17 protein-coding genes are annotated in these 14973 nt (G+C 69.5%); 6 read left to right on the top strand and 11 right to left on the bottom strand.

Annotated elements, in window-relative coordinates:
* Positions 1 to 151: 151 nt before the first annotated feature.
* Complete coding sequence (locus AC1DSC_RS03850) at positions 152 to 1105, top strand: YcjF family protein (RefSeq protein ID WP_436287037.1); 954 nt, start codon at positions 152 to 154, stop codon at positions 1103 to 1105.
* A gap of 12 nt (positions 1106 to 1117) precedes the next feature.
* Here the strand turns inward: AC1DSC_RS03850 and cueR are convergent, their stop codons facing one another.
* Positions 1118 to 1522 carry a Cu(I)-responsive transcriptional regulator gene (gene cueR / locus AC1DSC_RS03845; protein ID WP_012745194.1) on the bottom strand — a complete coding sequence of 135 codons (405 nt, stop codon included), beginning with the start codon at positions 1520 to 1522 and terminating at the stop codon, positions 1118 to 1120.
* A complete protein-coding gene (locus AC1DSC_RS03840; RefSeq protein ID WP_012745195.1) occupies positions 1519 to 1713 on the bottom strand; it encodes a heavy-metal-associated domain-containing protein in 195 nt (64 codons plus the stop codon). The genes cueR and AC1DSC_RS03840 overlap by 4 nt, the downstream gene beginning before the upstream one ends.
* 135 nt (positions 1714 to 1848) lie before the next feature.
* Here AC1DSC_RS03840 and AC1DSC_RS03835 point away from each other — a divergent pair, with 135 nt between their 5' ends.
* Positions 1849 to 4092, top strand: coding sequence for a heavy metal translocating P-type ATPase (locus tag AC1DSC_RS03835; RefSeq protein ID WP_436287038.1), 2244 nt, complete (start codon positions 1849 to 1851; stop codon positions 4090 to 4092).
* 13 nt (positions 4093 to 4105) lie between these two features.
* Here AC1DSC_RS03835 and AC1DSC_RS03830 read toward each other — a convergent pair whose 3' ends face one another.
* The 4 genes from AC1DSC_RS03830 to AC1DSC_RS03815 all read right to left on the bottom strand — a co-directional run bounded on the left by AC1DSC_RS03830 (position 4106) and on the right by AC1DSC_RS03815 (position 7074).
* Complete coding sequence (locus tag AC1DSC_RS03830) at positions 4106 to 4588, bottom strand: GNAT family N-acetyltransferase (RefSeq protein ID WP_278880647.1); 483 nt, start codon at positions 4586 to 4588, stop codon at positions 4106 to 4108.
* A gap of 67 nt (positions 4589 to 4655) precedes the next feature.
* A complete protein-coding gene (locus AC1DSC_RS03825; RefSeq protein WP_436287039.1) occupies positions 4656 to 5882 on the bottom strand; it encodes a beta-ketoacyl-[acyl-carrier-protein] synthase family protein in 1227 nt (408 codons plus the stop codon).
* On the bottom strand, positions 5879 to 6178 hold the full coding sequence (locus tag AC1DSC_RS03820) for an acyl carrier protein (RefSeq protein ID WP_418146387.1): 300 nt from the start codon (positions 6176 to 6178) through the stop codon (positions 5879 to 5881). The genes AC1DSC_RS03825 and AC1DSC_RS03820 overlap by 4 nt, the downstream gene beginning before the upstream one ends.
* 17 nt (positions 6179 to 6195) lie before the next feature.
* A complete protein-coding gene (locus tag AC1DSC_RS03815; protein ID WP_436287040.1) occupies positions 6196 to 7074 on the bottom strand; it encodes an alpha/beta hydrolase in 879 nt (292 codons plus the stop codon).
* Positions 7075 to 7216: 142 nt separating this feature from the next.
* On the opposite strand from AC1DSC_RS03815, the gene AC1DSC_RS03810 reads away from it, so the two are divergent.
* Positions 7217 to 7906 carry a response regulator transcription factor gene (locus AC1DSC_RS03810; protein ID WP_012745201.1) on the top strand — a complete coding sequence of 230 codons (690 nt, stop codon included), beginning with the start codon at positions 7217 to 7219 and terminating at the stop codon, positions 7904 to 7906.
* Positions 7903 to 9315 carry a sensor histidine kinase gene (locus AC1DSC_RS03805; protein ID WP_307593197.1) on the top strand — a complete coding sequence of 471 codons (1413 nt, stop codon included), beginning with the start codon at positions 7903 to 7905 and terminating at the stop codon, positions 9313 to 9315. Before AC1DSC_RS03810 ends, AC1DSC_RS03805 begins: the two co-directional genes overlap by 4 nt.
* Here AC1DSC_RS03805 and AC1DSC_RS03800 read toward each other — a convergent pair.
* The 5 genes from AC1DSC_RS03800 to gstA form a co-directional block, all read right to left on the bottom strand.
* The gene (locus tag AC1DSC_RS03800; RefSeq protein ID WP_436287041.1) at positions 9312 to 9797 is read right to left on the bottom strand and encodes a RidA family protein; all 486 of its coding nucleotides are present in this window, start codon (positions 9795 to 9797) and stop codon (positions 9312 to 9314) included. The genes AC1DSC_RS03805 and AC1DSC_RS03800 overlap by 4 nt on opposite strands.
* A 23-nt stretch (positions 9798 to 9820) precedes the next feature.
* A complete protein-coding gene (locus tag AC1DSC_RS03795; RefSeq protein ID WP_436287042.1) occupies positions 9821 to 10924 on the bottom strand; it encodes an alkene reductase in 1104 nt (367 codons plus the stop codon).
* 84 nt (positions 10925 to 11008) lie between these two features.
* On the bottom strand, positions 11009 to 12868 hold the full coding sequence (locus tag AC1DSC_RS03790) for an acyclic terpene utilization AtuA family protein (RefSeq protein ID WP_436287043.1): 1860 nt from the start codon (positions 12866 to 12868) through the stop codon (positions 11009 to 11011).
* Positions 12865 to 13659, bottom strand: coding sequence for an enoyl-CoA hydratase/isomerase family protein (locus AC1DSC_RS03785; RefSeq protein ID WP_436287044.1), 795 nt, complete (start codon positions 13657 to 13659; stop codon positions 12865 to 12867). Before AC1DSC_RS03785 ends, AC1DSC_RS03790 begins: the two co-directional genes overlap by 4 nt.
* A gap of 152 nt (positions 13660 to 13811) precedes the next feature.
* A complete protein-coding gene (gstA, locus tag AC1DSC_RS03780; protein WP_018903385.1) occupies positions 13812 to 14420 on the bottom strand; it encodes a glutathione transferase GstA in 609 nt (202 codons plus the stop codon).
* 188 nt (positions 14421 to 14608) lie between these two features.
* Here gstA and AC1DSC_RS03775 point away from each other — a divergent pair, with 188 nt between their 5' ends.
* Together AC1DSC_RS03775 and AC1DSC_RS03770 are read left to right on the top strand one after the other, a co-directional pair.
* Positions 14609 to 14794, top strand: a complete 186-nt coding sequence (locus tag AC1DSC_RS03775) for a DUF1328 family protein (RefSeq protein ID WP_145738865.1) — start codon at positions 14609 to 14611, stop codon at positions 14792 to 14794.
* A complete protein-coding gene (locus tag AC1DSC_RS03770; RefSeq protein WP_418146397.1) occupies positions 14794 to 14940 on the top strand; it encodes a hypothetical protein in 147 nt (48 codons plus the stop codon). The genes AC1DSC_RS03775 and AC1DSC_RS03770 overlap by 1 nt, the downstream gene beginning before the upstream one ends.
* Positions 14941 to 14973 lie beyond the last annotated feature (33 nt).

Raw genomic sequence — 14973 nt, 5'->3', positions numbered from 1 at the left:
TTTCCTTAAAGATCAACCACTTAGCTTTCTCTTACAAGGAAGTGCGAGTGTTATCCACAGAGTTGCCCAAGCTTTGTGGGGAGAACCGGCGGCGGAACCTTCGGGCGCCCTGCCGAACGAACTTTGTCCCTCAACCAGTGGAAATTCGAACGTGACACCTTCCGAAACCCGGGCCATCGTGTCCCTCAGCCTGCTGGCCGCCTTTGTCGACGGCGAGAAGCACGAGCGCGAACGCGCCGAGATCAAGCGCATTGCCGAAGGTCTTTCGCAAGCCGACGGCGTGAACCTGCCCACGCTCTACCAGGACGTGCTGATGAAGCGCGTCTCGCTGGCCTCGGTCGCGGGCGAGCTCAAGAGCACGGAATCGAAGCAGCTGGCCTACGAGATGGCGGTGTGCGTGTGCGATGCGGATGGCACGCAGTCCGATGCCGAGCGCATGTTCCTGGCGGACGTGCGCAGCTCGCTCGGGCTCGATGCCTCGGCGGCGCAGTTCTCGCAGCAGGCGGAAGAGATTGCCGCGGCGGTGCCGGCGCCGGCCGCCGGCACCGCTACAACTGTCGCGCCTGTTGCTGCTGCTGCGCCATCGCCCGACAGCGCGGAGCTCGACAAGTCGATCCTCAACGCCTCCATCCTCAACGGCGCGCTCGAATTGCTGCCCGAGACGCTCTCGACCATGGCGATCATTCCGCTGCAGATGAAGCTGGTCTACCGCATCGGCAAGGCCTACGGCTACGAGCTCGACAGCGGCCATGTGAAGGATTTTCTGGCGACGGTCGGCGTGGGCCTGACTTCGCAGTACCTGGAGCAGGCCGGGCGCAAGCTGCTCGGCGGCCTGCTCGGCAAGATGGGTGGCGGGCTGCTGCGCGGCCTCGGCAACCAGGCGGTGAGCTCGGGCATGAGCTTCGCCTCGACCTACGCGCTCGGGCACGTGGCCAAGCGCTACTACGCCGGCGGCCGCACGCTCTCGGCGCAGATGCTCAAGGAAACTTTCTCGGGCGTGGTGCAGGAAGGCAAGAGCCTGCAGACCCAGTACCTGCCGGCGATCCAGGAAAAGGCCCGCACCCTCGACGCCGGAAAGGTGCTGTCGCTCGTCAGGGGAGCGTGAGTCTTTCTTCGCTTATTTCGCGAGATCGTCGAGGATGGGGCAGTCGGGGCGCGCGTCGCCGTGGCAGCAGTGCACCAGGTGCGCGAGTGTGCTGCGCATCGACTGCATGTCGGCAATGCGCTGCTCCAGTTCGCCCAGGTGCCTTTGCGCGATGCGCTTCACGCTGGCGCTCGCACGGCGGCGGTTGTGCCACAGGCCCACGAGCTCGGCGATCTCTTCCATCGAGAAGCCGAGATCGCGCGAGCGCTTGATGAAGCGCAGCGTGTGGATGTCGGCATCGCCGTACTGGCGGTAGCCGCTGTCGGTGCGCGCCACCGGGGGCAGCAGGCCCAGCCCTTCGTAGTGGCGCACCATGCGCGCCGAGACACCCGAGAGCCGCGCGGCCTCGCCAATGGAAACGGTGCCGAAGCCGCTCATTGGACCCGGTAGCCGGCGTTCTCGATGGCCGCCACGATGTCCTTTCGGGGCTGCGCGCTCACCACGTCGACATGGCCGGTTTCAAGATCCACCGTGACCTGCGCTTCGGGGTCCACCGTCTGTACCGCGTTCTGCACCGCGCTCACGCAGTGGCCGCAGCTCATGCCCGATACCTGGAATTTCTGGCTCATCGTGTTTGCTCCTTTTGGATGAAATGAAGTGAACGAAGCGCCAGTTTGAACCTTCTCATGATGTCAATGTCCAGCGCAGGGACACTGCGCGTGCCGGCTTGACCTTGCCATGATGTGAGACTTTAGCCTCGGGGCATGGACAATCTGCTGCACAACCTACACGACCCGATGAGCACCCTCGATCTTTCCGTTGGCGGCATGACCTGCGCCTCTTGCGTGATGCGCGTGGAACGCGCGCTCAAGAACGTGCCGGGCGTGCAGGACGTGAGCGTCAACCTGGCGACCGAATCGGCGCGCGTGGTGACCGCCGCCGGCGGCGAAGACATGAACGCCCGCCTGCGCCGCGCCGTGCGTGCTGCCGGCTACGAGCCGCGCGCGGCCAGCAGCGCGGCCGACGACGCCGCTGCGCTGTCGCCCTGGCACGGCTTCGGGCCCGTGGGCGTCGGGCTGCTGCTGTCGATACCGCTCTTGGCACCGATGCTCGGCCAACCCTTCGGGCAGGACTGGATGCTGGCGCCCTGGCTGCAGCTGCTGCTGGCGGCGCCAGTGCAGTTCTGGCTCGGCGCGCGCTTCTACCGCGCGGGCTGGCATGCCGCAAGGGCGGGCACCGGCAACATGGACCTGCTGGTGGCGCTCGGCACCAGCGCGGCATTCGGCCTGTCGCTCTGGCTCTGGTGGCGCGCGGCCACGGGCGAGCATGCTGGGCACGGCGGCATGCCGCATCTGTATTTCGAAGCCTCGGCCGTGGTGATCACGCTGGTGCTGCTCGGCAAGTGGCTGGAGGCGCGCGCCAAGCGGCAGGCCACCTCGGCGATCCGCGCGCTGCAGCAGCTGCGGCCCGAGACCGCGCACCTGGTGGGCCCGCGCGGCGAAAGCGACGTGCCGTTGGCCGAGGTGATGGTGGGCGACCGGCTCGCGGTGCGCCCGGGCGAGCGCGTGCCCGCCGATGCGCGCGTGATCGAGGGGCAGTCCGAGGTCGACGAATCGATGCTCACGGGCGAGCCGCTGCCGGTGCCGAAGGGACCTGGCGATCCGCTGACGGGCGGCGCCGTGAACGGCGACGGCCGCATGGTCGTCGAGGTGAGCGCGGTGGGCGCCGAGAGCGTGCTGGCGCGCATCATCCGCCTGGTCGAGGATGCGCAGGCCGCCAAGGCGCCGATCCAGCGGCTGGTGGACCAGGTCGCGGCCGTGTTCGTGCCGGTGGTGCTGGCGATCGCGCTGGCCACGCTGGCGGGCTGGCTGCTGGCAGGCGCCGGTATCGAGCTTGCGATGATCCACGCAGTGGCCGTGCTGGTCATTGCCTGTCCCTGTGCGCTGGGCCTGGCGACGCCGGTCGCGGTGATGGCCGGCACCGGCGTGGCGGCGCGCCGCGGCATCCTCATCAAGGACGCGCGGGCGCTGGAGCTGGCGCACCGTGTCGGCACCGTGGCCTTCGACAAGACCGGCACGCTGACACTGGGCCGCCCGGTGCTCACGGCGCTGGTGCCGATGGCGGGCAGCGGCGACGAAGCCGCATTGCTTGCAACTGCCGCCAGCCTGCAAGGCGGCAGCGAGCATCCGCTGGCACGCGCCGTGATGGCGGCTGCCAAACAGCGCGGCGTGCAGCCGCTGCCCTTGAGCGCGATGCAGGCGATGCCGGGCCGCGGCGTGCGCGGCCTGGTGGATGGCGAGCCCTGGGCCATTGCCAGCCTGCGCTGGTGCGCGGAGCTCGGCGCCGTGCCCGACGCCGTACAGCTCGAGCGCCTGCATGCGCAGGGCGCCACGGTGTCCGCGTTGCTGCGTTTCGACGCGGCCGGCGCTGCCCGGGTGCAGGCGCTGCTGGCCTTTGCCGACGAGCCCAAGCCCGAGGCCGCGCAAGCCATCCGCACGCTGCATGCACGCGGCCTGCGCGTGGTGATGATCTCGGGCGACAACCTGCGCGCCGCGCAGGCGATGGCCGCGCGGCTCGGCATTGCGGCCGAGGACGTGCGCGCCGAGGTGCTGCCCGCCGACAAGGCGGCGCAGGTCAGCGCCCTGAAGAAGAACGGCCAGGTGGTCGCGATGATCGGCGACGGTGCCAACGACGCACCCGCACTGGCCGCGGCCGACGTGGGCATTGCGATGGCGCCTGCGGGCGGCGGCACCGACGTGGCAATGGAAGCGGCGGGCATCACGCTGATGCGCGGCGACCTGGCGCTCGTGGCCGAGGCGCTCGAGCTCTCGGCACGCACGGTGGCCAAGATCCGGCAGAACCTGTTCTGGGCCTTTGCCTACAACGTGGCCGGCATTCCGCTGGCCGCCTTCGGGCTGCTGAGCCCGGTGGTGGCGGGTGCGGCGATGGCGCTGTCGAGCGTCAGCGTGATGGCCAACGCGCTGCTGCTGCGGCGCTGGAAGCCCTGAGCCTTCGCCGATCTCAATCGATCAGCAGCGCCAGCAGGTGGTCGTCGATGTAGTCAGCCTCGCCGGCGCGCTTGTAGAACCTGCGCAGGGTGCCTTCGTACTCGAAGCCCAGCTTCTCGTAGAAGCGCAGGCCCGGCGCGTTGTCGCTCTCGGCATAGAGCTCGATGCGCTTGACGCCCTCGGCCTTGAGCCTGGCGATGGCATCGCTCACCATGGCCTGCGCAATGCCCTTGCCGTGCAGCGAGGGATCGACCGCCAGCGTGCCGAAGCAGGCCACGTGCCGCGCGCGGCCCGGGTAGCGCGTCGCGCGGTAGAAGCCCGCGACGCGGCCATCGACTTCATAGACATGGAAGCTGCGGCTGTCGACCAGCTCCTTGTAGATGGCGCGGAATTCATCGAGCGGCATCGGGTCGTAGCCGAGGAACGGGACCACGCTCTCGTGCATGTAGATGGTGAAGACCGCTTCGAGGTCCTGGGGTGTGGCGAGCCTGCGCATGGATGACGGGTTTTCTGCGGATGCGGCGAAGGCGCCAGCATACCCAGTCCCGCCGGCACGCTGTTCTTCAACGGCCCGCAACCAGCACGGCGTTGGTGCCTCCGAACGCGAACGAATTGGAAAGCACGTAGCGCAGGTGGCGGGCTTCGCGCGGCTCGCCGCGCACGAAGTCCAGATCGAAGGCCGCATCGGGCACGCGCAGGTTGGCGGTCGGCGGAAGCACCCCTTGCGCCAGCGTTCGCAGCGCCGCCACCAGCTCGATGGCACCGCCGCCGCCCAGCGCATGGCCGTGGATGGCCTTGGTGGCGCTCACCGGCGTGGCACGGCCGAACACCTCGCGGATGGACGCCGCCTCGGCGGCGTCGCCCGCCGTGGTGGCGGTGCCGTGCGCATTGATGTGGCCGACCTGCGCGGCCTCGATGCCCGCATCGCGCAGCGCCGCGCGCATGGCACGCACCTGGCCGGCGGAGTCGGGGTTGGTGATGTGCGTGGCGTCGCAATTGGTGGCATAGCCCGCCAGGAAGAGCGAAGAGGCATTCACGGCGCCTCGCGCGCTGGCATGCGCTTCCGATTCGAGCACCAGCGCCGCCGCGCCTTCGCCGAGTGCGAAGCCCGCGCGGTCGCTCGAGAACGGCCGACAGGCGCTGGCGGGTGCACCGGGCGGCGGCGGCGCCGTGACGCGCATCGCATGCCAGCTGGCCATCACGCCCGGCGTGAGCATGGCCTCGTGTCCCCCGACGATGGCCACATCGATCCAGCCGCCCCGGATGGCGCGCATCGCCTCGCCGATGGCCACGGCCGAGGAGGCGCAGGCGCAGGCGTATGCAATGGCCGCGCCCTGTGCGCCGAACTGCAATGCGAGCTCCGCCACCGCCGCGTTGGGCATCACGGTGAGCACGGTGGTCGGCCGCATGCGGCGCTGCTCACCGTAGAGCGCGCGCGTGGTGTCGTCGAAGCTGCCGGCGCCCGCCAGCCCGCTGCCCCAGAAGATGCCCAGGCGTTCGGGATCGACGCTGCCGGCAGCCAGGCCCGCCTGCGCGGCGGCATCGCGCGCGGCCGCGAGTGCCATGGCGGTGCCTCGATCGAGCGGCAGGCGCGAATTGCTGCGCACGGCGGCCGCGTCGAAATCGCAGGCGGCAACGGCCAGCGTGATCGGATCGAGGCCCGCGATCTCGAGCGCTCGCGCGCGCACCGCGGAACGGCCGCTGAAGAGCGCATCGTCGAAGGATTCGACGGTGCCGCCCAGCGGTGTGACCAAGCCGATGCCGGTGACGTGAACGCGGGCGCCGCTCACGCCTGCGCGGCCATCGGCGAATCGAGCTTGCAGTCGATCTGGGCTTCGATCGCCTCGCACAGGTGGCCGAGCGTGATGCCGGCCTCGCGCGGATCGAGCCGGTCTTCGGGCAGGCGCAGATGGAAGGCGTCTTCCACCGCGAACACGAATTCCATCAGCGACAGCGAATCCAGGCCGAGTTCGGACAAGGCCGCGCCGGGCGCGATGGCATCGCGCGCCACGTCGAACTGGTTCACCAGGATGGCGGCGATGCTGTTGAAGACGGTGGAAGACGAGGAGGAGGAGGAAGAAGACATGGCGTGCTTTCTTTCTTTCAGGCGGCCAGCGGGCGCGCGGACAGGGCGCCGAAGGGCTCGGGCGTGCCGTGGGCCACGGCATCGGCGAAGGCGCAGGTTTCGCGCACCACCTGGTGGCGGTCGTTGTCGATCGTGATCATGTGGTAGCTGTTGCCCAGCACCACGCTGCGGAAGGACGGGCAGCGAAGGCCGCGCGCAAGGAGGTCGACATTGGCGAGGCTGGCCACCTCGTCCTCGCGCGCATGCAGCGCGAGCACGCTGGCGCATTGCACGCGGTGCAGGTTGCGCCGCACGTGGCGGATCAGCCGGTCGTGCTCGCGCAGATGGCCCACGCCGATCACCGCGCTGCCGGCGCTCGACACCTTGCGGTGGCGCAGCTCGCGCTCGATCCAGGCACGCACGCGTTCGTTCTTCACGCCGTAGGGCGCACGTTCGCGGTATTGCCAGAAGCGCCCGAGCGGCGTGTAGAAGGCCAGCGGCAGCAGCACCTGCGTTCGCGGCACGGCCCAGCCGTCGAAGCGCAGCGTGGTCGACATCAGCACCAGCGCATCGACGCCGTTGCCGCAGCGGATGGCCGCGCCCAGCGCCAGCGACGAACCGGCCGAGATGCCCACCAGCATCACGCGATCGTGCGCTGTGCGCAGCGCCTTCACCCGTGCTTCGATGGCGTCGATCCAGCGTTCGTACGGCAGCGCCTGCTGCACCGGTGCGGCGGCATCGAAGGAGTAGCCGTCGACGCGCATCGGATGCACCGGGTAGCCGCTCGCGCGCAGGGACGACTGCACGGTCAGGAGCTCGTCAGGTGTGCTGCATAAACCATGCAGCAGCACAATGGCCGTGCGCCGCACCGCGGGATGCACGACGCTCAGGAGATCGGAGGGATCGCGGGCGCTCATCGCGTGGTGCGAGCGGCCCGGAAAGAGACCCGTGCCGCAGGTTGCTGTCGTATGCTCATGGCGCGTTTATCGCCGGGGTGTGCTGACCGGCCGCTGACCCTCCTTCGCGCAAGAATAGGCACTTCCAACCACCACACACACCATGCGAATCCTGCTTGTCGAAGACGATGCCGTGCTGCGCGACGTGATGCTGCGCAGCCTTGCGGATGCCGGCCACCGGGTCGACGTGTCGACCAACATCGAGGACGCCGACCACCTCTGGCGCGTGCAGCCCTTCGATGCGGTGCTGCTCGACCTGAACCTGCCGGCCACGGCCAGCCCCACCAGCGGCCTGGCGAGCGGCCTCAACGCCCTGCGCCAGGCGCGCGCCCGCGGCGACCGCACGCCGGTGCTGGTGCTGACGGCACGCGGCCGCACCGAGGAGCGCATTGCGGGCCTCGATGCCGGCGCCGACGACTACCTGGGCAAGCCCTTCGACCTGGCCGAGGTCGAGGCACGGCTGCGCGCACTGGTGCGGCGGGCCAAGGGCACCGAGGACATCGTGCTGCTGGGCCAGCTCAAGCTGGACCGCAAGGCGCGCCGCTTTTCCACCGCGAGCGGGCCGCTCGACCTGCCGGCGCGCGAGTTCGAGGTGCTGTGGGAGCTGATGAGCCCGCCGGGCCGCACGGTGAGCAAGCGGGCGCTGTCCGACAAGCTCTCCAGCTTCGACGAATCGCTGGGCGACAACGCGCTGGAGGCCTTCATCTCGCGGCTGCGCAAGAAGCTGGCCGGTTCGGGCGCGGGCATCCGCACGCTGCGCGGCATCGGCTACCTGCTCGAAGCCGAAGTGTGAGCCGCACGCAGCCGGCCGCGCCCGGGCCATCGAAGGCGGCGCCTTCGCTCACGCGGCGCGTGCTGCGCAACGTGCTGGTGCCGCTGGCGCTCACGTGGATGGTGGGCGCGGTGATCGCGCTGGTCATCGCCAACTATTTTTCCGAGCAGGCCTTCGACCGCGCGATGCTCGACGACGCCTATGCGCTTTCGGCCAACGTGCAGGCGGGCGAGCGCGGCATCGAGCTGCTGCTCACGCCGCGCGAAGTGGCCACGGTGCTGTTCGACCAGGTCGACAAGATCTACTTCGCGGTGCAGCGGCTCGACGGCACGCTGATCTCGGGGCAGGCGGGCCTGAACGCGCCGCTGCCCACGGGCGATGCGCGCTACCGCTTCTCGGACGTCAACTTCGACGGCAAGGTCCTGCGCGCGGTGGTGCTCGAGCCGGTTGCCGAGGCGGGCACTCTGATGCCCTACCGGGTGGTGATTGCGCAGACCACGCTGAGCCGCGCGGCGCTGGTGCAGCGGCTGCTCGGCTATGCGCTGGCGCCGCAGGTGCTGCTGCTGGTTCTGCTCGCGGTATGGCTCTGGCATGGCATTCGCAGCGACCTGCGTCCGCTCGGCGAACTCCAGCAGGCGCTGGACCGGCGCGATGTGTACGACCTCTCCCCGGTCGCGGTGGTGCGCACCTCGCGCGAGGTGCAGCGCCTGGGCGATGCCGTCAACGCGCTGTTCGACCGGCTGAACCACAGCGTGCGTGCGCAGCGCGAATTCGTGGGCAACGTCGCGCATGAGCTGCGCACGCCGCTTGCGGGCATTCGCGCACTGGCCGAATACGGGCTCGCGCAGCACGACTCCACCGTGTGGCGCGAGCAGCTCGCGCGCGTGGCCGAGCGGCAGGCGCGCGCGAGCCACCTGATCGACCAGCTGCTGGCGCTCGCGCTCGCGGATGAAGCGCGCACCGGCCTCGCGCGCGAGCCGGTGCGGCTCGACATGCTGGCCGAGCAGACGGTGCTGCGGCACCTGGCCCGCGCCGACGCGCACGGCGTCGACCTGGGCGCGCGCGGCCTCGACGAGCGCGTGACGGTGCTTGCCAACGAAGCGCTGGTCGAGGGCATTCTCGACAACCTGATCGACAACGCGCTGCGCTACGGCGGACGCACCATCACCGTCGAGCTGGCGGGCCGCACCCTGAGCGTGATCGACGACGGCCCCGGCATTCCGCTGGAAGCGCAGCGCGACCTGATGCAGCGCTGGTCGCAGGGCCCGGCGGGCCAGAAGCTCGGGCAGGGCTCGGGCCTGGGCCTGTCGATCGTCGCGCGCTATGCGGAGCTGCTGGGCGCCGAGCTGCGGCTCGATGCGGCCGAGCCCACGGGGCTGCGCGTGAGCATCAGCTTCGCGGAACTGCGCCTGGCGGCGGCCGGCGATTAATCCCCGAACTCCGCTTCGCCTTCGATCTCGACCGGGAGGTTGAACGGAAGCTCCGCCATGCCGACGGCACTGCGTGCGTGAGCGCCGATCTCCGGGCCGAAGAGTTCGAGCACGAGGTCCGAGAAGCCGTTGATGACGGCGGGCTGCCTGTCGAAGCCCGGTGCCGAAGCCACCATGCCGAACACGCGCGTCCAGGCGGTGATGCGGTCGAGGTCGCCGAGCGCGCGCTGCAGGCTGCCGAGCATCGCCAGCGCGGTGAGCCGCGCCGCCCTGTAGCCCTGTTCGACCGTCAGCTCGCGGCCCAGCTTGCCGAGCGGCGCGGCAATGGTGCCGTCGGCATTCAGCGGGCCGTGGCCCGAGATGATGGCGCGGCGCCCGGCGATGCGCACGAAGGCGAAAGGCAGCACCACGCCCGGCGGCGGCGTGACCGGCGGCGGCAGCACGAGGCCGAGCGTGGCGAGTCGCTGTTCGATGCGGGCCATGGCGTTTTTTTTCTCCTGCGAACTCAGTCCAGCGCCGGATAGTCCGTGTAGCCCTTGGTGCCGCCGCCGTACATGGTGGCCTTGTCCACGGCGTTGAGCGGCGCGTTCTCGCGCAGGCGGCGCACCAGGTCGGGGTTGGCGATGAAGGGCTTGCCGAAGGCGACGAGGTCGTCGCCTTCCTTGACGGCCTGGTCCGCCAGCGGCTTGTCGTAGCCGTTGTTGACCATCCATGCGCCCTTGCCGCCGGCCTCGCGGTAGGCGGCCTTGAGTGCCTCGTAGTCGAAGGGGCGGTCCTCGATCTCGCGCGGGCCGCCGGTGGCGCCTTCGATCACGTGGATGTAGGCCAGGCCGAGCGGGGCGAGCTGCTTCACCACGTAGGTGAAGAGCGGCTGCGGATCGGAGTCGTGCACGTCGTTGGCCGGCGTGACGGGCGACAGGCGGATGCCGGTCTTGCCGCCGCCGACCGCGTCGACCACGGCGCGCGTGGCCTCCAGCAGCAGGCGGGCGCGGTTCTCGATGCTGCCGCCGTAGTCGTCGGTGCGCTTGTTGCTGCCGTCCTTCAGGAACTGGTCGAGCAGGTAGCCGTTGGCGCCGTGGAGTTCCACGCCGTCGAAGCCGGCGGTTTCCACCGCGTTGCGCGCGGCGGCTGCATAGGTGTGGACGATGCCGGGCAGCTCCTCGGCATCAAGGGCGCGCGGTTCGGAGGTTTCGACGAAGGTCGGCACGCCCTCCTTGATGAGCACGGTCTTGGTTTTGGCGGTGATGGCCGAGGGCGCGACGGGCTTGCCGCCGCCGGGCTGCAGTTCGCTGTGCGAGACGCGGCCCACGTGCCAGAGCTGCACCACGATCTTGCCGCCCTTGGCATGCACCGCATCGGTCACGCGCTTCCAGGCGTCGAGCTGCTCGGTGCCGTAGAGGCCCGGCACGTCGGCATAGCCCTGGCCCTGGTGGCTGATGGCGGTGGCTTCGGTGATGAGCAGGCCGGCGCTGGCGCGCTGCGCGTAGTAGGTGGCGGCAATGTCCTGGGGAATCGCGTTGGGCGAACGGTTGCGCGTGAGCGGCGCCATCACGATGCGGTTGGCGAGCTGCAGGTCACCGGCCTGTACGGGATCGAAGAGGGAGGGCATGGCGAAACGTCAAAGAGTGGGACAGAGGCCGCGAGGCTAAACCTGCACAGTCAAACCTGCTGTCGCACGGTTGTCCGTTTGCTGCTAGGCGTTCAGGGCGCTGCGATCGGACCCTGCGAGCGCGAGCAGTTCCGCGCCCACGCGCACGGGCATCGCAAGCAGGATCTGCCCCATGCCCTTGCCGAGCGGATCGTTGCGCAGCGAGGCCATGCCGCCGCCGCCGAGCGCCTGCCCGCAGACGAAGTTGAAGGCGCCGATGCCCGGCACTTCGTAGCGCGTCACCGGTCCCTTGACGAGGTGCGCGAGCCATTCGGCCACGCGCGCTTCGCTGAGCTGGCTGCGCAACAGCGGCAGCAGGGCAGGGTGGCGCGCGATGACGCCGATGTTCGAGGTGTCGCCCTTGTCGCCGCTGCGGGCCCAGGCCAGGCGGATGAGCGGCACTTCGATGGCGTCGGCATCGATGGAGACCACGGCATTCGCATCGACGGCGGCCTGCCGTGGCGAAGGCGCGTCGGCCGCCGCCGCAACCACGATGTCGCGCGGGATCTCGATGTGCTGTCCGTCGATGCTCACGCGCGCTTCGACCATCGTCTTGTCGAGCAGGAAGGCGTACTGCCGGATCGACGCCGCTACCGAGGGCCGCCCGCCCGCGCCCGTGGTGCCCGGCGCCCACGAGGTGCCGGCCGGTGCCACTTCGCGCGCGAAGAGTTCGAGTGCCTCCTTGCGCGCATGCGTGACCGCGAGCCGCAGCACGGCCTCGCGCGTTTGCAGGGCCTGCGCATGCGGGCCATAGCAGGATTCGGCGCCGAGCACTTCGAGCTGCGTGCCGCTGTAGGGACCAAGGCCTTGCTGGTCGAACAGCGCACCGGTGCGCGCAAGGATCGCCTCGCCGGTGCGCCGGGCCTTGGCCACGGCGTCGAAGCCGACGATGGTGAGCTGCGCCGCGGCCTTGAAGCCCTCTGCATAGGTGGCGCAGACCTTGTGGCTCGCGGTGGGCGCGCGGCCCCGCGCGCCATGCACGCGCACGCGGTGCTCGTCGGCCTGTTCGATGCGCACCTGCGTGAAGTCGGCCACCACGTCGGGCAGCAGGTAGGCCGACGGATCGCCGATCTCGTAGAGTAGCTGCTCGCCCACCACGGCCGGCGTGAGCTTGCCGCCGGTGCCCGCGGGCTTGGTGACGACGAAGCTGCCATCGGCGCTGCACTCGACGATCGGATAGCCGATGTTCGGCCAGTCGGGCACGGTGTCCCAGTCGGTGTGCAGCCCGCCCGTGGCCTGGCAGCCGCATTCGATGATGTGGCCCGCGAGGCTGCCGGCGGCGAGCAGGTCGTGGTCGCCGGGTTGCCAGCCGAACGCATGCATCAGCACGCCGAGCGTCACGGCCGAATCGACGCAGCGGCCGGTGATGACCACCTGCGCGCCCGCATCGAGCGCGGCCTGGATCGGCCGTGCGCCCAGGTAGGCATTGGCCGTGAGCACGCGCTCGGGCAGCGGCGCGCCGCTCTGCAGTTCGCGCACGGGGGGCTGCTGCTGGCGCAACTGCGGCAGCAGCGGCGACACGTCGTCGCCGCTGACCACCGCGATCTTCAGCGCGATGCCCTGCTCGGCCGCGAGCGCGGCCAGTGCATCGGCGCAGCCCTGCGGATTGACGCCGCCCGCATTGCTCACCACGCGGATGCCCTGCTGCACGACATCCTTCAGCACCGCCTTCATCGCGATGGAGACGAAGTCGGTGGCGTAGCCGAGCTCCGGCTTCCTGAGCCGCGCGCCCGCGAGGATCGACATCGTGAGCTCGGCCAGGTAGTCGAACACCAGGTAGTCGATCTGGCCGCTGGCCACGAGCTGCGGCGCGCCCACGCTGCTGTCGCCCCAGAAGCCCGAGGCGCCGCCGATGCGCACGATGCGTTCGCTGCTGTTGTTGTTGTTGTTGCTGCGCGCGCTCATCGGCCGCTCCATTGCGGCTTGCGCTTTTCGCGGAAGGCGAGCTGGCCTTCGGCCGCATCTTCGGTGAGCGCGAAGAGGCCCATCTGGCTCTCGGTGAAGGCGATCGATTCCTCGAAGGCCATGGCCTCGATCTTCTTCATCGTGTAGAGGCCCCGGCGGATGGCGGCGGGCGACTTGTCGAGCATGCGGCCGAGCAGCCAGTCCAGGCTTTCGTCGACGTCCTCGCTCACGCGGTTCACGAGCCCGTGCTCGAGCGCCTGCGCGGCGGTGATGGGCTCGCCCGTGAGGCACATCTGGGCCAGCACGCGGCGCGGCAGCAGGTTGCCGAGCACGCTGAGCACCTGGGCGGGAAAGAGGCCGACCTTGACTTCGGGCAGGCCGAACGCGGCGTGGCTGCCGGCAACCGCCATGTCGCACATGCCCAGGAGGCCCATGCCGCCCGCCATGCAGGCACCGTTGACGCGCGCGACCAGCGGCACCGTCAGCTGCCGGGCCTGGCGCAGGAGGTTGGCGAAGCCCTGGTACGGCTCGGCAGGGTCGAACCTGAAAGAGGCGCCGCCTTGCAGGTCGGCACCGGCGCAGAAGGCGCGCGTGCCGGCGCCGGTGATGACCACGGCGCGCACCGTGCGGTCGGCACCGGCGCGGGACAGTGCCGACGAGAGCGCCGCGAGCACGCCGGGGCTGATGGCGTTGCGGCGCTCCTCGCGGTCGACGGTGAGCCACATCACGGGCCCGCGCATCTCCTCGCGCAGTTCCTGGTGATGAGAATGAAGGGCAGGGGCTTCGGCCATCGTCGGGTCCTTCGCTACGGGGTCTGGAAGAGGCCCGTAGCGTGACCCGAAAAAAAAGCCGCGGCATGCGGCTTGTGGCTGAAGCAGCCCGGGTTTTCCCGGGGCTCGGGCGGGCTGCCTCAGGGCTCTTGCGAGCTTCTGCCGGCTTCTTCTTACTTCAGCAGGCCTTCGGCCTTCATCGCCGATTGAACGGCGGGACGGGCGGCCACACGCGCATGCCAGGCCTGGAGGTTGGCGAAGCCCGAAATGTCGACGCCCGTGGGCTTGGCCCAGTTGGTGACGGTGAACAGGTAGCCGTCGGCCACGCTGAACTGCTCGCCCATCAAATACTGCTTGTCGGCAAGCTGGCCGTCGAGCCATTGATAGCGCGACTTGAGCTTGTCCTTGAAGATGGCCTTGGCTTCTTCGGGCATGTTCGGGTTGAACAGCGGGCTGTAGCCCTTGTGCATCTCGGTGCCGATGAAGGTCAGCCATTCCTGCAGGCGGTAGCGCTGCAGCGTGCCGGCGGCCGGCGCGAGGTTCTTGGTGGGGGCCAGGTCGGCGATGTACTGGACGATGGCCGGGCCTTCGCGCAGGCGCGTGCCGTCGTCGAGCTCGAGCATGGGCACGTAGCCCAGCGGATTGATGCCGTAGTAGTCGGTGCCGTCCTGCAGCTTGTGGGTCTTGGTGCTTGCCAGCACGGGCTCGAAGGCAAGGCCTGCCTCGTGCAGCGCGATGTGGGGCGAAAGGGAGCAGGCACCGGGCGAGTAATACAGCTTCATGCGAAGAAATCTCCAATGTTGGGAATATGGATAGCGGGAATCGATCCATCGACCCACGGGATGCTAGCGGGTTTGCGCGCTGGGCGTTTGTCCTACGGATGCTCGCGCGGCGCGACTATCGGGGCGGCAGTGGCCGGTTCCTAAGCTCCCCCGCACGGCGGGCGAGGCTCGCCGCAAGGAGTTTTCAGATGTTGAAGTACGCGATTATTTTTGCCTTGATCTCGCTGGTGGCCGGGGTGCTGGGCTTCGGCGGCATTGCGGCAGGCGCAGCCGGCATCGCAAAGCTGCTGTTCGGGCTGTTCCTGGTCCTGGCGGTGGTGTTCGTGGTCCTGGCGGCGCTGGGGATTGGCGCGGTGAAAAAGGTGATCGACTGATGCCGCATCCGGCACCCGTCTGGCCGCGGCCCCGTCCGCTCGGCCTGCTGCTGCAAAGCCCGGCACATCGCGTGGTGCGCGTGCTGCTGGTGACGCAGACGCACTGGCAGCTTCCAGAGCATCGCTCGCGCCGGCGGCACGCCTGAGCGCCGCCGCTTTTTGCTATTAAATCAATAGCA

It is taken from the genome of Variovorax sp. 01N425, assembly GCF_056399465.1.
The sequence above is the reverse complement of the archived record's forward strand: the minus strand, read 5'-3'. Positions and strand labels throughout refer to the sequence as shown.